The organism is Thermococcus argininiproducens (genome assembly GCF_023746595.1).
GTDB lineage: Archaea > Methanobacteriota_B > Thermococci > Thermococcales > Thermococcaceae > Thermococcus_A > Thermococcus_A argininiproducens.
This window is the reverse complement of record NZ_CP080572.1, coordinates 500,265-522,393: the sequence shown is the minus strand read 5'-3', so window position 1 is coordinate 522,393 and position 22,129 is coordinate 500,265. Positions and strand designations below refer to the sequence as shown.

The following is a 22,129-nucleotide window of genomic DNA, read 5'->3' as shown; positions in this document are numbered from 1 at the left end:
CCTCGCCACCTCAGGCCAAGTAACCCTCAACATTCTCAAAGCATACGCTGAGAGCCAAGGTGAGAAAATCACCGGTTTTTTCGTGGTCTCTTCAAGGTATGTATCCTCCTCTTTGTTTCTTTGAGAGCCTCGACCCTCTTTTGGGCCTTCCCTTGTTTCATGGCTTCAACTTCCTCCTTAAAAGCCCACTTAAGAAGCGGGGGTGTTATCAAGACAGATATTGTAATGAAAATCAAAGTGGCCGCTATAAATTTTGGAGCATCGCTTTCTGGAATCGCCCCACCATGGATAGCCACCATAAGATCGACCAAAGCCACCTCCGTCCTTGGAATTGAGCCTATCCCCATTTGAAGGGCCTTCTTAGTGCTCCAACCCATTATAACTGCCCCAACACCCCTACCAAGCACTTTTCCAACCACTGCTACGAGGGTCAAAACCCCAGCTAAAGATAAGGCATCAAAACTTGTAAAAACCCTCAAATCAAGCATTGCTCCAGTGTAAACAAAGAAAACAGGGACCAAAAAACCATAACCAATAGCCCTCACATCTTCCATTATCCTCTTACCCTCAGGAAGCCTTGAAAGGACAAGCCCCGCCATGAAAGCCCCCTCAATAGCAGCATCAAACCAATGTTCAGCCAAAGCAGAAAACAGGAACATCAAAGCAAGCACCATTCCAAGAATACCCTTTTCCACATGGAGCCATTCCACAAAGCGGAGATATTTATCTATGCTGTACCAGGCCACTAAACCTGTGATTATAAAAAACACCGCCATTTTACTAATTAAACCCAAAATACTCCCAGTACCAACTGCAAATATGATAAGTGCTATACCCAAGAAATCATCCATAACACTTGCACTTAAAGAAGCAGCACCAACTTCACTTCTTAAAACCCCAAGATCCATCATAACCCTAACGGTAATTCCTATGCTTGTGGCAGTTAAAAGAACTCCCCCAGCAAAGGCCTCTCTAGAGGGATATCCCATAAACTTAAGTCCAGAGTAACCAAGAACCAAAGGTACAAAAACCCCCAAGAGGGTAGAAACCGTTGCAACTGCACCAGTCTTTTTAAGCATTTTAACATCAGTATCAAGACCACCCAGGAAAAGGAGAAATATTATTCCAAGCCTAGCTAAAAACTCAAAAGTCTCATTTGAGTGTAGAGTCAAATATTGTGGGCTAATGAGCCCAAAATAAATCAGATTTCCGAGAATCATACCCATAAGTATTTCTCCCAAAACGCCAGGGAGTTCAAAACGCTCCATTATATGATCGCCTAATTTGCTAAAAACCAAGGCTACTCCCAGGGTGAAGAGGAGCCATGTTGCGTCCATTGGACACCACCCACCTTAATCAGCCTTAAAAATTCATCAATGAGCAGTCTTAGGCTTATTTCGCCTTTTAAAGTATTATTTTCATCAACAATTGCTAAGATCTGAACTTTATAGCGCCTCATTTTTGTTAGAGCATCTAGCACTGTAGACTCTTCGTCTATTGTCATTATATTTCGTTCCATGACATCAGCAGCCTTTTCTGCCCCACCCAAAATCGACTTAAAGACTGCACTTATATTTCCAAGTCTTGCTTTAGTGGTCTCTGGTGGTAAAAGAATGCACATAACGTCAAGATACCTTATTACACCTTCAAGTTTCATACTTTCCCTATCACTCACAACCCAAACGTGATGTCTTGTTCTAAGCAGTTTAAGCACGTTAACGATAGGTGAATCCAAAGTAACAATTGGCATTGAGATTATTGGTGGCATGATATCACTCAGCTTCATGGAATAAAAAGTCTGAAGGGCCTTTTCTACGCCAGTCATGCTCTCACCACCACAAACATAATTTAAAAGTTCTTAAAAAGATACGTGCCAAAAAATCTACATTCCTAAACATTTATAACCCATAAAGCATACCCTTGCATAAGGTGGTACTTAATGAAAAAAATTGTTGTAGGGATTCTTGCACTTCTCATAATTGCTGTCGTTGCAAGCGGGTGCATTGGTGGAGAAAACACCCCCCAGAGCACCACAGAATCCACAACCCCAACAGACTCTAACACATTCACTCTTGACAAATCAAAGTTCCACTTTTACATGTATGGGCTGGCCACGTGCCCCCATTGTAAAAAGATGAAAGAAGAACTCCCAAAATTCTTCGGAGAAAACTCCTTAACTTACTATGAAATACAAGGGAATGAATACAATGGCAAAATGTTTGAACAGCTCTATCAGATACTCGGTGTAACTGGAGTTCCTGTAATAGGAATATTCTATGATGGAAAGCTCTATGCAATAGTCAATGGCGAATTCCCAGTCGATTATGCCGATGATTTCGTAGAAGAAGCAAAAAAAGCAAAAGGAATTCTCTTTATAACTGACAAGGTTTATTTGATCCCAGAAAACAACACCGAAATCATTAATAAACTTGAATACGTTTTCACCAATGGTGAGCCGAGTGAGGTCTGAAATCAAAGTTTTGCTTTTAATTATCTTCTCTTCCCTCGGATTAACTGCAGGAATCCTAACCTTTCTTGGTCTGAAAGACTTAATTTATCCTCTTTTAGGACTTGCGGGGGCAGATTCCATAAACCCATGCACATTTGTCATCTATACCATGTTGCTCATAGCATTATCTCTAAAGGAGAACATCACTAAAAAAAGAATTTATGCTGTTGGGATGGCCTTTGTGAGTGCAATTTACATCTCTTACTACCTACTCGGGGTTGGCCTAGTAATACTAACCAAAACAATTCCAGTATGGGTTGCTGGGGCAATATCAATAATCTTTGGAGCTTATACATTTGCCACAGGGTATCTAGAAAAGAGCAGAATTGTTGGAAAAAAAGAAGCAAGACGAAATATATTCAGAAAAGAAGCAACAATTTTTGGGGCCTTTTCATTAGGAGTTATAATATCATTCACGCTTTTACCCTGCTCTTCTGGTACTTATTTGGCCTATGCCATCTTAATCTCCAAAGTTGGAAGAACATTAACGCTGATACTTCTGGCCCTATACAACATCATCTTTATTCTGCCTTTGTTGATAATACTCTTCACTGTAGGGAGTATAACAGAAAGTAAATCAATCTCTCAAAAAATTGTACAGAGATCAAGAGAACTTTCGATGATAGCAGGAGTTATTTTGATAGCCCTAGGAATATACGTGATCATTGAGATGTAGGAAAACGTGAACTACCCCCTCGCTTACGCAAGGGGGCTTCCCGCTTCACTGAGAGAACTTGCCCCTCGATCACCTTCCGATAGGGAATAATTAGGAGTAGAGGTTCTCTCTCCACGGGCGTTCGGGACCGTCCCAGCCCCACATCTAAGATGTTTAGGGAAGCGTTGTAATCTCTGTCCGCCTCCCATCCACAAATAGGACAAACAAACCATCTATCCTTCAAGGTTAGGTTTTCCATGACATAACCACACCTAGCACATCTTTTTGAAGTGTTAGCAGGCTTAATTCTCAGCACCCACCTACCAGCTCTTTCAGCCTTGTAGGCGAGCAGTGAGAGGAATTTATACCAAGCAGAATCGTGAATGTGTCTATTCAGAGTTGAGGAGTTACCGTTCTCTACCATATCCCTAATGTCGAGATCTTCCACGCAAATTACGTCATAGTTGTTGACATAATATCGAGAGAGTTTATGCAGGAAATCGTTGCGTTGATTTTCGAGCTTCTCATAGAGTTTAGCCAGCCTAAGTCTGACTTTCTCTCTTCTTTTTGATCCCTTCTGCTTTCTTGATAGCTGTTTCTGCACCCTCTTTATTTTCTCAAGAGTTTTATCGATGAACTTTGGATTCTCGAACGCAAGTCCATCAGAATCAACGCAGAAGTTCTGAATTCCCAAGTCTATAGCAATAGCTCTCCCCGTTGGAGGTAGGGGTTCTGGCTCCACTTCAGCTTGCACGATTGCGAACCACTTACCGCGTTTGGTTCTCTTGATTATTACACCCTTAATCTTACCTTCAATTGGACGGTGAAGCTCTATCGTGATCTCTCCAACTTTGGACAGGACTAACTTCCTCCTCTTGAAGTCAATTCTGAATCCGCTCTGGTTGAAATTCAGAGTTTTAAATGAGTTTGGTGAGGTCTTATAACGAAGCCATCCAACCTTCTTTCCCTTCTTTCTCAGCTCGTTTAAGCCTTTAATGTTTGACCAGAGCTGGTGGTTCACCATCTGTAAAACTTTGGAGTAAACGTTCTTCAGCTCTGGTTTTTCTTGCTTAATCTTCACGATAAGAGCTTGAGTGTCTCTCCAAGTTATCTTTCTACCTTCTCTACGAGCTTTGTTGACTTCTTCAAGCAAACGGTTATACAACCAGCGACATAACTCAAGCTGTTCGTTTAGTTTTGCTTCTATAGTCTTTGAGGGATATATGCGGAATTTGTAGCTAATCAGCACCATTCTCACCTTGTGATTCCACATACTTCTTCAAAACATCCAACGTAACTTGTCCAGTCGTTGCGAGAAAATATGAAGGAGACCAGAAGACGTTCTTCCACAGCTTCTTCTTCACCTCTGGAAACTTTCTCCTTATCTCTCTCGAAGTTATGGTTTTCAGGGCGTTGATGTACTTGGGGATGTTCAGGGTTGGCTTTGCTTTGAACAAAATGTGAACATGATCCGCATCACACTCTATTGCAAGAACTTCAACTTCAAAAGTTTCTGAAATCTCGTGAATCTTCTGTTTGAGGAAGTCAATGATTTTATCATTTGTAAAAACTTTTCTACGGTACTTTACTACGAAGATGAGATGATAGTGAAGAGAGTATACGGAGTGAGCTCCTCTGTCAAGTTTGTATTTCATAGTTACATATTTTTTGTTGAAACTATATAAAACTTTCCATCTACCACCCCATCTCGCCCCTCCTGCCGTATTTCCTCCCTTTCGGAAGGAGACTTAACAGCAACAAAAAAGTTAAATCTTTCAAATGCAAAACTTATGTGGTGTTCATATGCAAGAGTGGTATCAATCACGGGCCCTTTATGAAACTGTTTCAAAACTCATAACTCGTGGGGATTTCGCTAATGCCTTCGAAATAGCCCAATCAATCCCGGATAAGGGGATAAGAGCAAAGTCACTTTCCATGGTAACTGTTGAGATGGCTAAACAAAGGATGGATTATAAAGAAGCCCTTGAGAAAACGATAGAAGCAATAATGGAGATAGAAAACTACGAAAATGTGACAAAGGCCCTTATGAGTCTCGCTTTTGAGTTCTTAGCACTCAAAAGGTTTGATGAAGCCTTAAGAATAGCCGAATTTATAAAAGATGTCTCCAATAGATCAAAAATCCAAGCAGAAGTTGGACTGGCCTTAGCAAGAGAGGGAAAAATACACGAAGCGTTTAAGATAATTAACGATATTCTCGATGATGACGTAAAAACCTGGGCCACTTCAAAGCTCGCCTCAGAACTAAAAAGAGGTTAACATTTTTCTGATTATTTTCTACTTTTCTTTCCATTAAAATATAACCAAAATAGTTCACAAGACTTTTTAATACCTGGCTCAAGCTTTGAGAGGCAAAAGGGGAGAGAGGTGATAAAATGAAAGAAGCAGTGGGGCTAATAGGAATGCTTCTTCTCGTGAGCTCTTGGATTCCTCAAACACTGGAAACGATAAAAAATAAAAAATGTCCACTGAATTTAGAGTTCATTATGGTATATGTTACCGCTTCTACATTGTTAACAATCTATTCATATCTAATTGGAGACATTGTGTTTTTAACGTTGAATTCACTTGCAGCATTTCAAAGTGGAATTAATCTATACGTTAAGCTCCGCTATAAGTGATTTTTTCTTTTTCAAGCCTCACTTCAAAGGATGAAGTCAGCTTCTTTCATAAAGCCCAACAAGTTCCCCAAACTGAATGATATGGCCCTGAATAGCCTTCTCTAACTCCTTCTTTGTAGCTCCAGGTTTTAAGTCAAGAGTTGTATCAAGTACGTAAATCTTGAAGTGGTAGTGGTGCACCCCATGACCTCTCGGAGGGCATGGACCATTGTATCCAATTCTTCCAAAATCATTCTTACCTTGCAAAGCCTTTATCGGAGATTCGACTACTTTTTCCTTTGGAACACCTTCTGGAATTTCATCTACAGGAGGAATATTCCAAGCAACCCAATGAGTGAAAGTTCCTACAGGAGCATCAGGGTCATCCACTATTATTGCAATGCTTACTGCCTTGTCACTAAGCCCTTCAAGATGTAGTGGGGGGCTTACATCTATCCCCTCACAGGTGTATTTAGAAGGAATCAACTCATTTTCTCCAAAGACCGAACTAACTTTCAAACTCACTTTCTCACCTCCCCCAAGACAGCCAGCTGCAAAGACAAAAATGGCAATTAAACATCCCAAAGTTTTCATGATTCAATATTTTATTTAGGAACGTAAAAATATTTCGGAATTAAATTTTGCTTAGTACATAATAGTGGTGAAGATTTGGATGTATAGACATGATTGGAAAAGTGAAAGCTATAGACGGCAAAGGGATTAAATTTTTAACGTCATCCTTCAACATTTTTCCATGAAAATCGTTTGGGAAAAAGAAATCCCCACAAGTAGCATTAAAATTTCACCAAGACCAGTATGGAAGTGCAGAAGCTGTCCAAGTTATGGGAAAAGCCCTTCTTGCCCCCCATATGTTCCTTCATGGAAAGAAACAAAAGAATTACTAAAACATTATCATACAGCTCTTTTAATAAAATTTACAATTGACCCTGAAAAATTCGAAAATGAAAAACGAGAAATTTTAAGGTATCTTCTCAACAAAGAGCAAGAACTATTTAAAAATGGAAACTTCTACACAATAGCATTCTTTCCTGGAGATTGCAACCTATGCAAAGAATGTGAGTTTGAAAAAAGTGGAAAATGCAAAATGCCAGAGAAAGTGAGGCCCTCAATAGATGCAATCGGAATAGAACTCTCAACTATCGTTAATCTAGACTTTTCCGAAAGTGTTTTGTATGGTCTCATACTTATAGATTAAAGTGAGGAGAATGAAAGCATACATAACAATGCTTGGAAGATCCACATGGGCCATGGTGAACGCTTACTATGCCACAGTTATGAATGGATACAAACCCAACGAAATTTACATTTTTCTAGAAAATGCCTACAAACAAAATCTTCCAAAGGCTGTGGAGGCTTTAAAAATAATCTCAGAAGCTTATGATTTTTCTCCAAAAATTGAGTGGGAAATCATTGAAGAAGACAACTTTCTTGAAGCTGATGAGAAGATTGGAAGCCTTTTAAAGACATTGAAAGAGAAAGAGTATGAGATAGCAATGGATATAACCTCTGGAAGAAAAGCTCTTGTTGCAGGAGCTACTATCCATGCACTTCCACTGGAAGTAGAGCACCTTTTCTACCTCTCTCTCAGAGATCTTGAATATGCTAGCAGGCCATATATGATGATTCCCCTACATGTGCAAAGGTTAAAAGACTTCATGGAGGGCCGAAGATGGAAGAGATTATAGAAAAAGCTGAACTACAAATCTTGATCAACTTAATCCAGAGAAACAATAAGATCCAAGTGAAGGCACCCCTATACGAACTTCCACTTCTCGAGGCCTATCCATACAAACAAGGTTACAAGATAAATGTTCTCGCACATGAAAATGACTTTTACCATATTTTAAAAGGAAATGAAAGGTACTTTTATGACCTCCCAAATTATAGGGATTTCTATGAATGCTTCATCTCCAGTGGAGTGATAACATATGAAAACATGGATGAATTTGATAAAAAATTAAAAGCTTATAAAAGCTTAACGAAGAAGATTATCTTCGCTCCAGATACAAACCTCCTATATCATGCATTCCTTTCTAAGTTCAGGGGTGTAGAAGGGGTTCAAATAGCAATAGTGGATCTTGTGAAAAAGGAAATAGAAAATGCAATGAATTTTAAATACAGCCCTGGCCAATTGAGAGAGTTTAAGAGGATTTTGCACAATTCTCACCTCCTGCACGAATTTAGCAACAGAAGAATGAAGAAATCGCGAAAAGCCACTTATATTGCTCTAAGAGAGTATGAAAAGATCAAAGACAAGATAATCGAAGTCAAGAGTATTAACGAAAAGACAAACACTAATGACGAATTAATAATCAAAACCTTAAAGGAATTTGATAGGAACACACCTTCCCTAGTTGTCCTCTTAACTGCAGATATAGCAATGACAGACATGGCAAGGATGGAGGGGCTTGAGTATTTCCTTTTTCAGTACCCACATGAAGAACTTAATGAACACTATGCAAGTGGATACCAGTTGAGAACGCTTTTGTTTAACTTGGCAGCAGTTTTTGGAGTAATTGAGATAAACAACGTGTTAGTATTTGGCGAATTTGGAGGAAAAACAAAACTTAATGAGTTAAAGTTAAGATTTATGAAAGACATATATCAAGAGTTTCATTTCCACTGGAACCTGTGCAGAAAATTAGAAGAGTTGAAAATTGAGAGATGATTAAAGATAACCAACTTCCTCCTTTGGTTTTCTTTCTTCAATTATCCTCTTTAAGAACTCTTCAGCATCTTTAGTATCCATCCCAACTTTGACAATTAAGAATTTCAAAATTTCATCTTTTTTCATGCCTTTTTCCAGACGATCCATAACCATCAAAGCAATCCTCTCAAACACTGCACGAGCAAATTCCTCTTCCAAACCCAAAGCCAATATTAGTTGATTCAAACCTATGAGGAGAGCTGTTAGGGCGTCATTAAACTCTGCTTTTCCAAGAGTTTTTCTGTCAAGATCCACCCTCAACATTATTTCTTCATTCATCCCACTTATAGTGAACTTAAGAAGATTTAATTTTTCATTGAGAATCAACAATGTGTGATAAATTTTTAACCGCTCGGGCAGGTCCAAAGCTACAGTTTCTACCCCACTGGGGACTATCAAATGAACAAACTCTTCTGTTATCACCACGTTCAATACGAATGGAATCTTAGGATATTCAGCTATGAACACGCCCTCTGTCTTTTTCATTACATTCCATGGGAGATCTACAATATCCTTCGCACTATCATGTCCTTCTTTCAACCACTTAATAACTTCCACTTGAACCACCATATGAAAATGAACACTTGAAGTATTTAAGTCCACGCTTCCAATGGAAACCCACTCCCAAACTCAAGAGAAATCATGAAAAAATTTTACAAATAGAAAGAAGCAGACGTATCCAATTGAGGATTTCTCTTGGAAGAAAAATGCACATTTATGTTCATTAAAATGTGATCATTAAAGTACATTTATATCCATGTTGTTAAACAAATTTGTTTAAATTTTGTCATTCAAGTAAACAGAAGACCTACCCCCCAGAGTTTCATTTCCACTGGAACCTGTGCGGAAACACCATCCACTTTAATTAAAATGGTGTAAACACTCCCATTATTTTTATTCTTTGGGGTATATATATTTATCTATGAACATTGTTCAGAAAATTTAATAAATATTAGTAAAGTTCTATGAGAAATTAAAAACAATAATTAAAGTGAGTGAACAAACTCATATTTACGAACAAAAAAGAGCTTTATAAGCAGCCTTTATCCTTGATTCGCATACAAGATCCGTCCATTATTTCAAACTGGGTTCCAGTGGAAATATAACTCTGGGGGGTGGATGTGATATTTGGTTAAGCGTTAATATGGATATCGAAAAAGACCTTCATTTCCACTGGAACATATGGACACCAATGTATTTTGTTGATTTGTAATGGCCTACTTAATGCAACAATTTGGAGTAGAATTTCCACTGGAGGTGCTAATCTTTTTAATGTTCTAGACAAATATAGTAAATGTCATGATACCGGTTCCGCTTGTTAGGAGGCTCATAAAACTAAAGTTTAAACTTAAGAGAAGCAAGATATTTGCACTAGCCTTCGCTGTTATTCTACTTGCAATTATATTGGCCCTTTTATATATGTATGCAGAAAATGTGAACTTTTTTACAGCTCTTTATTGGGCTGTTATTACAATGGCCACTATTGGGTATGGTGATGTGACTCCAAACACGCTTTTGGGGAGAATAATAGCAATATTTGCATCTATTGCTGGAATTGCTACTTTTACGGCTTTTGTTTCAATTTTGGCTGAGTATTTTTTGTCTGGATCAATAAGGAGGATGATGGGAATGCACAAAGTGAAATTTAAGGATCATTATATTATCATGGGTAGGGGAGAGAGTGTGGAAAGTGCACTTTTGGAACTTAAGGATGCTATATCGAACAAGCAAGCTGAGAACAGGCCGATTATTGTGGTGTTGCCAGACGAAAATGAACGAAAGAGGTTAAATCTTCCAGAGGAAACAGAGGTCATAATTGGGGAGTTCACAAATAGGGAAACTTTAGAACGGGTGAATGTTAGAGATGCTAGTCACGTTCTTCTGGCACTAGACGATGATTCAGAGTCCGTTTTTGTAACCTTAATGATAAAACAGATCTCAAAAGCTAAAGTCTTTGTTGAGGTCCTCAAACATGAAAGTGTCCATTTGTTAAAGCAAGCTGGGGCTGATAGGGTAATAACAAGCAGGACTCTAACTGGAAGATTACTGGCCAGTTCAATATTTGAACCAGAAGTTGTGGATGTTATAGATGATATAACGACAGCTCTTGGGGATTATGATATTACTTCTATAAAAGTGCAAGAAATGGAAGGGAAGACATTTAGAGAAGCTTTTGAGGCTCTTTATCCAAGAGGCCTTTTCCTTTTGGGATATGCAAAGGATAAGATTTACCTTATACCGCCGTTGGATGAAAAGATACCTCCAGGGGCTAAGTTATTAGTTATTCGGTCTACAAGATAGCCCTCATTTCCACTAGGGATTAGCCCTCTGATGCTTTAGTTTCCCAATTATTCTTTTACTAATATTTGGTTTTGTAATTTCGGCCCCTTTGAACTTTTTCTAAGGCATGAGAAAAATATATAAGCACTTTAAATTCACTACTATTTAGGATTACGCTTATGGGTGATATGCATGGCGAGAAAGAAAAAGGTTGAGAATGAAATTAAAGAACTTGAAGAGTTTGAAGAACTCGATGGGCTTGAGGAATTGCCACTTGAGAAGCCTTCTCAAAAATCTAATAAGAAAAAGATAAAAACTCTTGAAGATCTTCCTGGAGTTGGTCCTGCCACTGCTGAAAAGCTTAGAGAAGCAGGCTATGATAGTTTGGAGGCAATAGCAGTAGCTTCACCATTGGAGTTGAAAGAGCTTGCAGGTATTAGTGAGGGTGCAGCATTAAAAATAATTCAAGCTGCAAGAGATGCAGCCAACATTGGAACGTTTATGCGTGCTGATGAGTATTTTCAAAAAAGAGCAATTGTTGGGAAGATAACAACAGGAAGCAAGTCTCTGGATAAGCTGTTGGGTGGGGGGATAGAAACACAGGCTGTTTCTGAAGTATTTGGGGAATTTGGATCAGGAAAAACTCAACTAGCCCATACTCTTGCTGTCATTGTTCAAAAACCTCCTGAAGAAGGGGGTTTAAATGGGAGTGTTGTTTGGATTGACACAGAGAACACATTTAGGCCTGAAAGAATAAGACAGATCGCTGAGAATAGAGGGCTGGATCCTGATGAAGTCTTAAAGAATATTTATGTTGCAAGGGCCTTCAACTCGAACCATCAGATGCTTCTTGTAGAGAAGGCTGAGGAGATAATAAAAGAAAAATTGCCTACAGATAAACCGGTTAAGCTTCTTGTTGTTGATTCTTTAACTGGCCACTTTAGATCTGAATATATTGGTAGGGGAACTCTTGCGGAAAGGCAACAAAAACTTGCCAAACATTTGGCAGATCTTCATCGTTTGGCCAACCTTTATGATATAGCGGTATTTGTTACAAACCAAGTACAAGCAAGGCCCGATGCTTTCTTTGGGGATCCAACTAGGCCAATAGGTGGTCACATCTTGGCTCACTCGGCTACTGTCAGGGTATATTTACGAAAAGGAAAAGCTGGAAAGAGGGTTGCTAGACTAATAGATTCCCCTCATCTGCCTGAAGGTGAAGCGGCCTTTAGAATAACAGAGAAGGGTATTGAGGACTAATCCTTTAACTTTTTAAACCTCTTTTTTAATTCTCGTTGATGTGTCATGAAGGTAGAAGCAAAGCTTAATCCTAGTAGAGATGATATCGTTGACCTCTTTAGCAAGGGTCTTTCAACCGAAGCTATAGTGACGATTTTTGCCCATTGCAGGGTCTTTTATGATGGTAGGGCAAAGAGTGAGCTTGGGCCGGGGGATAGGGTTATAATAATAAAACCTGATGGCTCATTTTTAATTCATCAGAAAGAAAAAAGAGAGCCTGTTAATTGGCAGCCTCCTGGAAGTTCTGTAAGTTTGGATGTGAGGGAGGATAAGCTAATTCTGAGGAGTGTTAGAAGAAAACCCAAAGAAATCTTGGAAGTTGAACTTATTGATGTTTATCTTTTCTCGTATTTTCAAGCTGAAGATTATGAGGCTCTGGCGCTTGTTGGAAGTGAGGCTGAGATGGCAGACTTGGTCTTTAAGAATCCTGAATTGATTGAGGAAGGCTTTAAACCCATATCTAAAGAAAAATCTATTAGGCATGGTATTGTCGATCTTCTTGGCAAAGATAAAGATGGAAATATTGTTATTTTAGAGTTTAAACGAAGAAGAGCTGATTTACATGCTGTGAGCCAACTCAAGAGATATGTGGAGACAATGAGAGAGGAGTATGAAAAAGTTAGGGGGATTCTTGTGGCACCATCATTAACTTCTGGTGCTAGAAAACTTCTGAAGAAAGAAGGCCTCGAGTTTAAAAAACTAAATCCTCCCAAACAGGAAAAATCTAGAAAAGGAAGACAGAAGACACTGTTTGATTAACCCATGGCCATTTCATGTGGGAGCATTTCCCTAACTTTTACTTTCACCATATTTTCCTCTTTTGAAACTTCAATGACTTTCCCCAATCCTTTGAGTCTCAATTGAACTCTGCAAACTGTTTGTTCTCTTTCATCGCTCTCTTCCCATGGGATTCTTTGCTCCATTCTCTCTATTCTAAGAATCTCAGCTATTACACCCTCAGTTCCATGTGTTATGTCTTGGGGGGTTTCATATGTTAAGAAAAGTCTTTCTCCGGGTTTTAAGTTTTGAATGACTATCACATTCCTGGCACTTCTTATCTCTATTGTCCGGTAAGGATTTCTTAAAATTTGATCAAGAGCTTTTCGGGCTATTCCCGCAAGTACAAGAAGCTCCATAGTCTCACCTCACAGGTAAACTCTTTCATACTCTTTTTCTGCTCTCCTTCTAGCAGATTCCATTTGTTCATGCATTCTTCTTAACTGTTCTTCAATCATTTGGGCCTCTTTAAGGAGTGGTTCTGTTGAAACACCTATAGGAACAAGTTTCTTTAGAATCTCTATAATGTTTGCTGCGGCCCTTGGATCTGGCCTATCTCCAAAAGTCTCACCTAATAAAGCGTACGCCTTAAGTTTTTCTTTACTGGCCTCCCATAGAAGTTTTCCACTCATCCCCATGATTGAGCCATATTTTAGTATTTTGACACCGAGATTTTCTAAATCTTTATTTTCTTCTTCACTTCCTCCAATTCCCCAAACATCCATGTGTTCTTTGAAGAGTCCAATACCCATTCCACCAAGAGAGATTACTTTTTCAGCATTGTTACGCTTTAAATATGTTGTTATTTCTCTTGCTATTTCGTTTACAAGGGTTGGGGGAATATAAATATCTGCCACAGCCACAATTATGTTGTCCTTCTTGTAAAATCTTAACGGGGGGTTTGGTTTTCCTTCGAGAATTATAGAGACAGGGGGTAAGAAAGAACTTTCAACATACCCTATTGGTTCCATTTTAAGCTCTTTTGTAAGAAAATTGGCGGCTATGTGGCCCACTAATCCTATTCCTGGATATCCTTCAATGAAAATGGGGTTTTCAATGTCTGGCAGAATAAGCTCTACGGGCTTTTTCATGTTATCACCCTTACATCATTTAGTTATGAAAAGTTATTAAAGTTTTTGATGTATTTCACAGCAAACGCGTGTTTGAGGGATACTTTGAAAACTTAGTTAAGAGCTAGTATAATACAAAAACCCTTATAGGGTTTAAATACTAATTCTATAGGGTGATTATATGAAAGATTCAACTGCATTGGTTTTCGTTTTATTGGTATTTTTCAGTCTCTTTTTAGTTCCTCCTGTTAGTGCTGGATCATTTCATAGTGGAACTTTGATCATAGATGGCACAGAATATAAAATAGAAGATTCTACACTTCTTCAAGAGGGCAACATAATAGTACAGAATGGTGGAAAACTAATAATTAAAAATGCCACTCTCGAGCTCCTTCAGGATTATCACGCCCACTATGGGATTATTATTAAAGATAACTCTCAACTAATAGTAGAGAACTCCATAATTACATCGGACTACCAATTCTACATTAGATTCCACAGTAATTCAAAAGGGAGTTTTGTGGGGTTATCATTCACCAAGAAAGCTCCCATTATTTCATTATCTAGTGGTCGTCCGATTCTTGAAATCGTTGATTCAATCTTTGATGGATTAGAAGTGACCTCTTACTTGTCTGGGGCCCAGGTAACTATTAAAAATTCAGAATTTGCTCTTTATTCTTGGTTAGTTGGAAAAGTAAATGTTACGAATCTCTATGAGGGATTTAAACTTGGAAGTGCGTCAATAGTTTCTGAGAAATACACGGTAAACATTCACAATTCTACGATCTCTGGAGCATGGATGTGGATCCAAAAAGATGCTGAGGTCATTATCAAAGATTCGTATGTGGGTACTATTGAGATAAGGGACTTTCCCAACATTTACCTCGTGAATTCTACTGTTGGGACATTTACTCCACGTTTGGAGGGTATTGAAGTTAGCATGAGTTTAAACCCTGGGTTTTATGAAAACTACACCATTGACCTAACTCATGAAGGAGCTTGGTTTTTAAGACTTGAAAATTCAAGGATCCTTGAATGGGATGTGAACATACTTTCCAACACCAAGGTTACACTCCAAGGGTCTAAACTTGCCCATATTGCTCTTACAGCACAGGATACGAATTCTACAGTACTTATAAAAGACTCAGAAATATCTTGGCTTGAAATAAAAGACTTCAAAGGCTCAATAACATTTGATCACGTCACAATAACTGGGTGGGTTAGTATCTACAAAGAAACTGAAACAACTCAAGAAATAAGGATTGATGGTAATGTAACCATATTCCCAAATACTCTCAACTTCATGTTTGGACTTAAATGGCATGATTCAATTGTTAAGCGTAGGTATCCAATTATTCTAAAGGAAGGGATGTTCTACAATGCTTATAAGAACTATTCAATTGAGATAAAGGATCCTGAAGGAAATTCGGTTTATTCTTCCTCCATAGTTAATATGAAACCCCCAACACTAATATTCAACTCGAGCAACTATGATAAGAGCTTTTCCTTGATTTTGTATGGAGAGAATAGTGAACTCACAGTGACTCCAATTTCCCTCCTCACAAGTACTCCCATCTCTCTTAAGGTTGGAGATAAATTAGATGTGTCTAGGATTCGTGCTTCTCCAGTAATTTATGGGGAAGGAAGAGTCGACAAAGAGTATGCATGGACATTCTGGAGGAAAATGTGTTCCGATAGAGTTCCCGCACACTGTACTGAATCCGAAATAGTAGTATTAATTGGGGGGCCTGTGGCCAATAAGTTGACTAGAGATTACATGGATAATTTTCCAGTGGAAGTTACAAATGAGTATCCTGGAAAAGGAAAAGGAGTCATTGAGGCAACAGTGATAGATGGGAAAATCTATATTCTAGTGGCTGGCTCAGATAGGTGGGGAACAAAGGCAGGTGTTGAAATACTTAAGGATCTAGATTATATTTCAGAAAAGCCAATTTTTGTAGATTGGAACGATGGAAATCCTAAAATTGTTCCTGGTGGATAGCAAACTCTCTTGGTTTTTCTTTTTTAATCTAATCAAGAAAACTTAAATATTGCAATATTCTATACCTCGGATGGTGATGTCAATGCCAAAAATAGGGATAATTGGTGGTTCTGGCGTTTACGGAGTATTTGAGCCAAAAGAGAGTATAAAAGTCCACACTCCATATGGAAGGCCATCAGCTCCAGTGGAAATCGGAGAGATTGAGGGTGTTGAGGTGGCTTTTATTCCAAGGCACGGTAAAACTCATGAGTTTCCTCCACACGAGGTACCATACAGGGCAAACATTTGGGCTCTCAAAGAACTTGGAGTAGAGCGGATTATAGGAATAACAGCGGTTGGATCTCTTAGAGAGGAATACAGGCCTGGCGATATTGTGATAACTGATCAATTCATTGACTTTACAAAGAAGAGGGACTATACATTTTATAATGGCCCAAGAGTTGCCCACTTTAGCATGGCCGATCCGTTCTGTCCTGAGATGAGAGAAATATTCTACAATGCTGCAAAAGAGCTTGAGATCCCAGTTCATGAAAGGGGTACTTATGTATGTATTGAAGGCCCAAGATTTTCCACAAGGGCTGAGTCAATGATGTTTAGACAATTTGCTCACATAATTGGGATGACACTTGTTCCAGAGGTTGTTTTAGCTAGGGAGCTTGGAATGTGCTATGTTAACATAGCAGCGGTTACGGACTATGATGTTTGGGCAGAAAAGCCAGTAGATGCTCAGGAGGTTATAAAAGTTATGCAAGAGAACAACGAGAAGGTTAGAAAGCTTTTAAAAGCGGGTGTTCCGAAGATTTCAGAAGAAAGAAAGTGTGGCTGTGCTGATGTTCTTAAGACTGCTTTTGTTTGAATTTTTCTTTTGCAAAATTTTATTAATTCTATCTTTTATCCCCCTTAAGGGGTGATCTAATGAGCATCTTAATTAAAAATGGACGGATAATTTACGGTGAGAATCTTGATATTATTAACGGTGATATTTACATCGAAGGAAATAGAATAGCTAAGGTTGGTAGAGGTCTTAAACTTTCGGCAGAATACGTTATTGATGCAAACGGGAAGGTGATTTCTCCAGGATTTATCAATGCTCATACACATTCCCCTATGGTCCTTTTAAGGGGGCTTGCCGATGATCTCCCCTTAATGGAGTGGCTTCAGGAATATGTGTGGCCTGTTGAAAAAAAGTTGACCTCAAAACATATCTATTGGGGTGCCCTTCTTGGTATTCTTGAGATGATCAAAGGTGGGACAACGACTTTTGTTGATATGTACTTTCACATGGAAGAAGTAGCAAAAGTTGTTGAAAAAACCGGGATAAGGGCCTATTTGAGTTATGGTATGGTGGATTTGGGGGATGAAGAAAAGAGAAATGTTGAGATTAAGGAAACTCTCAAGCTTTTAGAGTTCATTAAAAAATTAGACTCACCAAGAATAGAGTTTCTCTTTGGGCCTCATGCTCCTTACACCTGTTCCCCTGAGCTTTTAAAATGGGTTAGAGAGAAAGCGAATGAAACGGGAAAAATGATAACTATTCATCTGAATGAGACAAAAAGAGAAGTGCAGGATATAAAAGAAAAATATGGGATGACTCCAGTTGAATTCCTCGATGAACTTGGATTTCTTGGAGATGATATCATAGCGGCCCATGGTGTTTGGTTGAGTGATAAAGAGATTGAGATTTTAGCCAAGAGGAGGGTAACGATAGTTCATAACCCTGCAAGCAACATGAAACTTGCTAGTGGTGTTATGCCCATTGAAAAGCTCCTAAAAGCGGGTGTTAACATTGCTCTCGGTACTGATGGGGCAGCAAGTAACAACAGTTTGGACATGCTTGAGGAGATGAAATTGGCTGCCCTAGTTCATAAGGTACATACATTAAATCCAACGGTTGCTGATGCAAAGACTATTTACAAAATGGCCACACAAAATGGTGCAAAGGCTTTGCATTTGAATGCCGGGATTATAAAAGAAGGAGCTCTTGCAGACATTGCCATAATTGACTTCAACAAGCCCCATTTAAGGCCAATAACCAATGTAGTCTCTCACCTAGTATATTCGGCCAGTGGCAACGATGTAGAGACAGTGATAATTGATGGGGAAATCATCATGCTTGATGGGGAAGTCTTAACTGTGGATGAGGAGGAGATTATAAATAAAGTGCAGAAGATAGTGGACAAGCTTCACTAATCTTTTTATTTTGTAAATTCAACTTATTTTTGGTGGGAGCATGGTTGAGCTTAGTTTTGGTTCTCTCACATTTAAAGTGACTCAAGGAGACATAACAAAGTTCCCTGCTGAAGCTATTGTTAACGCTGCTAACAAATATCTTGAACATGGTGGTGGCGTGGCCTATGCAATAGCAAAAGCAGCAATTGGAAATGTGAGAGAGTACATAAAAATAAGCAAAGAAGCCATGAGAGAGCAGATTGGAAGGGATTGGATTGAACATGGGGAAGTGGTTGTAACACCAGCCTTAAAAATGGAACAACATGGGATTAAGTATGTCATTCATACAGTTGGTCCTTATTGTGGCGGTAAGTGGGATGAGAATAAAAAGGATAAACTTAGGAAAGCTATTCTTGGAGCTTTGAGAAAGGCTGGTGAGTTGAAAGCTGAAAGCATAGCATTTCCAGCTATAAGCGCTGGGATTTATGGCTGTCCTTTTGAAGAAGTTGTGAAAACGTTCATAGAGGTGGTTAATGAGTTTTCAAAGGAAGCAAAGAGTTTGAAAGAAGTTTATCTAGTGCTCTATTCTAAGAAGGACTACGAGAGGGCCAAAGACATTTTTGGGGCTGAGAAGGATGGAAACTCATGAAAAATGATCTAACTCTTTGGTTCCCTTTCCTTTTCATATTCAGATTGGCTTTTCGCTTCATCACGGTGATGGACTTTGCTCTTGAAGTGGTCTTTTTCTACAATGTACCATTGTTCACTCATTTTCGAATTCTCATATGTACTGTTAAAAACTCTTTTAGTGGGTAATTTAAGTGGTTTGTTAGTCTTTGCCCTGGTATGACATTTAAGTGCCTTAATCGGGTTTTTTGCAGTTCTCTTTTTTAAAAAAGAGAAGCTAATTATGGCTGATATATTCTCATTAATCCAATGAACTTCTCAAAAATGTCCAGTTAATGTTATAACTCTGGAACAATTATTCAAAAATGGTGGGTATTGTGGAGAAAAAACTTATTGTTGCTGCCTTTTTTATTGCCATTTTGGCAATATTTACTCTACTGCGATTGGATTCCGAACCAAAAGTCGATCAAGTTTCTGAGAAAGAAATTTTTCAAAACTCTTCCTATGAGCAGCCCTCCCCAATATTGGGGGAAAATACTTCCCAAGAGGTGGGTGAGTGGGTTATAGAAGTTACAGGACTTGTTGAAAGGCCTATGAACATTACCCTCTCGCAGCTTAAGGATATGCCGCAGACTTTGGTTTTTTCTGAACTTTATTGTGTAGGTTATCCCGGTAAAGCTAGAAAACAAGGTTTATGGAAGGGAGTTAAGCTCTCTTATATCTTGGAGCGAGCGGGTGTGAAAGAAAATGCAATAAAAATAGCTTTTTATGCACAAGATGGTTTTATGACAGACCTTCCAGTGGATGAGCCATTTAAAAATGAGGAGATAATTATTGCTTATGAATTCAATAATGAGTCTATCGAGCCCAGGCTGGTTGCTCCAGATATGTGGGGTTATAAATGGATAAAGTACCTTATTAGAATAGAGCTTGTTGATTACAATTTCTTAGGGACATATGAAAGCGAGGGTTATCCTGACGATGCTTACATAGGTGAGAGGTCGTGAGAGCATTCAAAATTGTCGAACTTACCTCTATTCCTTTGTTCATACTCTCCCTTATTTTGGTCTTGAGTGGTTACGGGATCATAAGTCCAAAAACCCTAAACACTTTCACTTTTGGCCTCTTATCTTATGAGAACTCTTCTTCAGTTCATTCTTATGTTTTGATTCGCTATGGGTTTACAGCTTTGTTACTCCTTCATTCATATGCCGGTTTTGAGATTTTTGGGCTCAAGAAGATTAGAAATCCGAAGGTAAGAACAGTTTTAAGCCACTCCCTTCTGGTTGTTGTATTATATACTCTTTGGGTGGTCACGGTAGTTGAACTGAGAACTCTTTTCTAGCGATATCCTTTAATTCTCCTGCTCTAAATCTTCTCATGGTGATGCTCATGAAAATTGAGGATGTCTACATCTGGGACATAAATGCTAAGTGGCTCGGCATTTCGCCATTTCAGCTCATGGAAAATGCTGGGGCTGGAGTTGCTCGAATTATAGAAGAAAAATTTGGAAAGGGACTTAAAGTGGCGATTTTTTGTGGGACAGGCAACAATGGCGGGGATGGTTTTGTAATAGCGAGGCATTTGAGCTTTGAAAATGATGTTACCGTGTTTTTGGTAGGGGATGAGATAAAGATCAAAAGTGAGGAAGCCAAACACAACTGGGAAATTCTCAAAAAGCTTGATTTTGTAAAGATTAAAACTCTAAAAGACTCAACTCAAATAAAAGGATTAGATCTTGCTAAGTTTAATGTGATTGTTGATGCTCTTCTTGGTGCAGGTACTAAAGGTGAGCTAAGGGAACCAATAAAGAGTGCTGTCGAGAAAATCAATGAATATTCAGGAAAAGCTAGGATAGTTAGCGTTGATTTGCCAACCGGCTATCCATCGAGCGTTAAGGTAAATTGTGACTTTGCAGTAACTTTCCAATGGGACAAGGAGGAATATGGGGGTTTTGAGCGGATAATAGCGAAAATCGGTTATCCAAAAGAACTTTACCATTTAATTGGTCCGGGAGATGTAAAATTTGCCTTGAGGAAAAAAGGTGAACATAAAGGCCAAAATGGGAAACTTTTGGTGATTGGGGGGAGTGAAGATTACTTTGGCGCACCCTACCTGGCAGCGAAAGCTGCTAGCTATATAGTGGATTTGGTTTATCTAGCCATGCCTGAATATTCGGCTAGAAGGATTAATGATCCAGATTTAATTTTGAGGCCTTTTAATGGCGAAAATTTCATAGAAGTTCATGTTAAAAGAGCTTTAGAGCTTTCAAAAAATGTTGATGCTGTTGTTATAGGCCCTGGAATTGGCCAAAAAGAAGAAACTAAAAAATTTGTTAGAGGGTTTGTAAAACAGTGTGAAAAACCTTTAGTTATAGATGCTGATGGATTAAAAGCGATAGCAGAAGATCTAAATATTCTTGAAGGTAAAACATTCGTATTAACCCCACATGCAGGGGAGTTCAAGATTCTTTTTGGAGAAAAACCTGAAGGAGACTTGATTGAAAAAGTCAGAATTGTAATGGAAAAAGCAAAGCAAATAGAAGGTACAATTCTACTAAAAGGGGTTTATGATATAATAAGTGATGGAACTACTTGGAAATATAATAAAACAGGAAATAGGGGAATGACCACTGGTGGAACGGGGGATGTTCTCTCGGGGATTATTGGTGGTTTATTGGCTTTGGGCAACAATCCATTGAGAGCTTCCGCAGTAGGGGCCTTTCTTACGGGATTTGCAGGGGATATTGTAAAAGAAGAAATGGGGGAAAATTACACTGCATTAGAAGTTGCTAAAAAAGTTCCTTTTGCTATTAAGTGGGCTTTGGAGTTTTAGTCCTCAAGTTTTAAAATCTTCCTTAATTTTTTTGCTTCTTCTTGCAGTTTGGGGGAGTTTATGAGGGCCAGTAATACCATTATCCGAATAAACTCAAGACGATTCATTTCGACGCCTTCAAGTCTTTTAACGATGTCCCTGGAGAGAAATTCAAAATTACTTAAAAACTTCTTTATCAGATTTACGAACTCTTTTTTATTGGGTATTATGAATCCGGCTTCAGTGAATATCTCATAGAGTCTCACGGCCTCCTTCGTGTGTATCCTGTCCATCGCTACCCACGCACTGGCATCATTTTCATAAGGGGATATTAGGAACACTTTTGCGCTCCTTCTATAGAGTTTTTCACTTCCTTCCCTTCCAACCTCTTCAATGAAACCTGCCTGCTTAAGCAGGTTTATGTGTCGATGTATTGTTGAAGGGTCTTTATTAAGTAACATGCTAAGTTCAGATACTGTCATTGCACGTTCCCTGAGCAATGAAATAATATCTAAGCGGGTCGTCTCAGCTAATATCCTAATTTTCTTGGGGTCGGTAACTATAAGAACATCTTTCATGAT

The 22,129-nt window shown here is 38.7% G+C and carries 26 protein-coding genes; 17 read left to right on the top strand and 9 right to left on the bottom strand.

Annotated features, from left to right (window positions below):
* Positions 1-68 precede the first annotated feature (68 nt).
* Together K1720_RS02745 and K1720_RS02740 are read right to left on the bottom strand one after the other, a co-directional pair.
* The gene (locus tag K1720_RS02745; protein WP_251949684.1) at positions 69-1,337 is read right to left on the bottom strand and encodes a cation:proton antiporter; all 1,269 of its coding nucleotides are present in this window, start codon (positions 1,335-1,337) and stop codon (positions 69-71) included.
* Positions 1,301-1,825, bottom strand: coding sequence for a CBS domain-containing protein (locus K1720_RS02740; protein WP_251949683.1), 525 nt, complete (start codon positions 1,823-1,825; stop codon positions 1,301-1,303). The genes K1720_RS02745 and K1720_RS02740 overlap by 37 nt, the downstream gene beginning before the upstream one ends.
* A gap of 114 nt (positions 1,826-1,939) precedes the next feature.
* Between K1720_RS02740 and K1720_RS02735 the strand changes: the two genes are divergently transcribed.
* Positions 1,940-2,470, top strand: coding sequence for a thioredoxin domain-containing protein (locus K1720_RS02735; RefSeq protein WP_251949682.1), 531 nt, complete (start codon positions 1,940-1,942; stop codon positions 2,468-2,470).
* Positions 2,460-3,185: a cytochrome c biogenesis protein CcdA gene (locus tag K1720_RS02730; protein ID WP_251949681.1), complete on the top strand. Its 726-nt coding sequence runs from the start codon at positions 2,460-2,462 to the stop codon at positions 3,183-3,185. Before K1720_RS02735 ends, K1720_RS02730 begins: the two co-directional genes overlap by 11 nt.
* Here the strand turns inward: K1720_RS02730 and K1720_RS02725 are convergent.
* Positions 3,172-4,413 carry an RNA-guided endonuclease InsQ/TnpB family protein gene (locus tag K1720_RS02725; protein WP_251949680.1) on the bottom strand — a complete coding sequence of 414 codons (1,242 nt, stop codon included), beginning with the start codon at positions 4,411-4,413 and terminating at the stop codon, positions 3,172-3,174. The genes K1720_RS02730 and K1720_RS02725 overlap by 14 nt on opposite strands.
* On the bottom strand, positions 4,403-4,819 hold the full coding sequence (gene tnpA, locus K1720_RS02720) for an IS200/IS605 family transposase (RefSeq protein ID WP_251949679.1): 417 nt from the start codon (positions 4,817-4,819) through the stop codon (positions 4,403-4,405). Before tnpA ends, K1720_RS02725 begins: the two co-directional genes overlap by 11 nt.
* 148 nt (positions 4,820-4,967) lie before the next feature.
* Between tnpA and K1720_RS02715 the strand changes: the two genes are divergently transcribed.
* Together K1720_RS02715 and K1720_RS02710 are read left to right on the top strand one after the other, a co-directional pair.
* Complete coding sequence (locus tag K1720_RS02715; protein ID WP_251949678.1) at positions 4,968-5,441, top strand: hypothetical protein; 474 nt, start codon at positions 4,968-4,970, stop codon at positions 5,439-5,441.
* 116 nt (positions 5,442-5,557) lie between these two features.
* Positions 5,558-5,803: a lipid-A-disaccharide synthase N-terminal domain-containing protein gene (locus K1720_RS02710; RefSeq protein ID WP_251949677.1), complete on the top strand. Its 246-nt coding sequence runs from the start codon at positions 5,558-5,560 to the stop codon at positions 5,801-5,803.
* 36 nt (positions 5,804-5,839) lie between these two features.
* Here K1720_RS02710 and K1720_RS02705 read toward each other — a convergent pair whose 3' ends face one another.
* Complete coding sequence (locus K1720_RS02705; RefSeq protein WP_423837316.1) at positions 5,840-6,307, bottom strand: YbhB/YbcL family Raf kinase inhibitor-like protein; 468 nt, start codon at positions 6,305-6,307, stop codon at positions 5,840-5,842.
* 229 nt (positions 6,308-6,536) lie between these two features.
* On the opposite strand from K1720_RS02705, the gene K1720_RS02700 reads away from it, so the two are divergent.
* The 3 genes from K1720_RS02700 to K1720_RS02690 are packed head-to-tail and all read left to right on the top strand — an operon-like array spanning position 6,537 to position 8,471.
* Positions 6,537-6,998: a DUF2284 domain-containing protein gene (locus K1720_RS02700; RefSeq protein ID WP_251949675.1), complete on the top strand. Its 462-nt coding sequence runs from the start codon at positions 6,537-6,539 to the stop codon at positions 6,996-6,998.
* A gap of 10 nt (positions 6,999-7,008) precedes the next feature.
* On the top strand, positions 7,009-7,488 hold the full coding sequence (locus K1720_RS02695) for a hypothetical protein (protein WP_251949674.1): 480 nt from the start codon (positions 7,009-7,011) through the stop codon (positions 7,486-7,488).
* The gene (locus K1720_RS02690; RefSeq protein ID WP_251949673.1) at positions 7,473-8,471 is read left to right on the top strand and encodes a PIN domain-containing protein; all 999 of its coding nucleotides are present in this window, start codon (positions 7,473-7,475) and stop codon (positions 8,469-8,471) included. The genes K1720_RS02695 and K1720_RS02690 overlap by 16 nt, the downstream gene beginning before the upstream one ends.
* On the opposite strand, the gene K1720_RS02685 is transcribed toward K1720_RS02690, so the two are convergent.
* Positions 8,472-9,068, bottom strand: a complete 597-nt coding sequence (locus K1720_RS02685; protein WP_341480973.1) for a DUF8183 domain-containing protein — start codon at positions 9,066-9,068, stop codon at positions 8,472-8,474.
* Between the two features lie 741 nt (positions 9,069-9,809).
* Between K1720_RS02685 and K1720_RS02680 the strand changes: the two genes are divergently transcribed.
* The 3 genes from K1720_RS02680 (at position 9,810) to nucS (ending at position 12,848) form a co-directional block, all read left to right on the top strand.
* Positions 9,810-10,811, top strand: coding sequence for a potassium channel family protein (locus tag K1720_RS02680; protein ID WP_251949671.1), 1,002 nt, complete (start codon positions 9,810-9,812; stop codon positions 10,809-10,811).
* Between the two features lie 171 nt (positions 10,812-10,982).
* Positions 10,983-12,050 (top strand): DNA repair and recombination protein RadA, encoded by a 1,068-nt coding sequence (gene radA, locus K1720_RS02675; RefSeq protein ID WP_251949670.1) that lies wholly within the window; start codon positions 10,983-10,985, stop codon positions 12,048-12,050.
* Between the two features lie 45 nt (positions 12,051-12,095).
* Positions 12,096-12,848, top strand: coding sequence for an endonuclease NucS (gene nucS, locus K1720_RS02670; RefSeq protein ID WP_251949669.1), 753 nt, complete (start codon positions 12,096-12,098; stop codon positions 12,846-12,848).
* On the opposite strand, the gene K1720_RS02665 is transcribed toward nucS, so the two are convergent.
* Positions 12,845-13,225: a DUF473 domain-containing protein gene (locus K1720_RS02665; protein WP_055281052.1), complete on the bottom strand. Its 381-nt coding sequence runs from the start codon at positions 13,223-13,225 to the stop codon at positions 12,845-12,847. The two genes, nucS and K1720_RS02665, sit on opposite strands and share 4 nt — an antisense overlap.
* Positions 13,226-13,234: 9 nt before the next feature.
* The gene (locus K1720_RS02660) at positions 13,235-13,957 is read right to left on the bottom strand and encodes a proteasome assembly chaperone family protein (RefSeq protein WP_251949668.1); all 723 of its coding nucleotides are present in this window, start codon (positions 13,955-13,957) and stop codon (positions 13,235-13,237) included.
* 160 nt (positions 13,958-14,117) lie between these two features.
* On the opposite strand from K1720_RS02660, the gene K1720_RS02655 reads away from it, so the two are divergent.
* From K1720_RS02655 to K1720_RS02625, 7 genes are all read left to right on the top strand, one after another.
* Positions 14,118-15,938: an S-layer protein gene (locus K1720_RS02655; protein ID WP_251949667.1), complete on the top strand. Its 1,821-nt coding sequence runs from the start codon at positions 14,118-14,120 to the stop codon at positions 15,936-15,938.
* An 82-nt stretch (positions 15,939-16,020) separates the two neighbouring features.
* Entirely contained in the window at positions 16,021-16,794 is a 774-nt protein-coding gene (locus K1720_RS02650; protein WP_055281059.1) for an S-methyl-5'-thioadenosine phosphorylase, read from the top strand.
* A 59-nt stretch (positions 16,795-16,853) separates the two neighbouring features.
* Entirely contained in the window at positions 16,854-18,128 is a 1,275-nt protein-coding gene (locus tag K1720_RS02645) for an amidohydrolase family protein (RefSeq protein WP_251949666.1), read from the top strand.
* A 40-nt stretch (positions 18,129-18,168) separates the two neighbouring features.
* Positions 18,169-18,756 carry a [protein ADP-ribosylglutamate] hydrolase gene (locus tag K1720_RS02640; protein ID WP_251949665.1) on the top strand — a complete coding sequence of 196 codons (588 nt, stop codon included), beginning with the start codon at positions 18,169-18,171 and terminating at the stop codon, positions 18,754-18,756.
* Between the two features lie 355 nt (positions 18,757-19,111).
* Positions 19,112-19,741, top strand: a complete 630-nt coding sequence (locus K1720_RS02635) for a molybdopterin-dependent oxidoreductase (protein ID WP_251949664.1) — start codon at positions 19,112-19,114, stop codon at positions 19,739-19,741.
* On the top strand, positions 19,738-20,079 hold the full coding sequence (locus K1720_RS02630) for a hypothetical protein (protein WP_251949663.1): 342 nt from the start codon (positions 19,738-19,740) through the stop codon (positions 20,077-20,079). The genes K1720_RS02635 and K1720_RS02630 overlap by 4 nt, the downstream gene beginning before the upstream one ends.
* Before the next feature lie 47 nt (positions 20,080-20,126).
* Complete coding sequence (locus K1720_RS02625) at positions 20,127-21,569, top strand: NAD(P)H-hydrate dehydratase (protein ID WP_251949662.1); 1,443 nt, start codon at positions 20,127-20,129, stop codon at positions 21,567-21,569.
* Here the strand turns inward: K1720_RS02625 and K1720_RS02620 are convergent.
* Positions 21,566-22,126: an ArsR/SmtB family transcription factor gene (locus K1720_RS02620; protein ID WP_251949661.1), complete on the bottom strand. Its 561-nt coding sequence runs from the start codon at positions 22,124-22,126 to the stop codon at positions 21,566-21,568. The genes K1720_RS02625 and K1720_RS02620 overlap by 4 nt on opposite strands.
* Between the last annotated feature and the right edge of the window lie 3 nt (positions 22,127-22,129).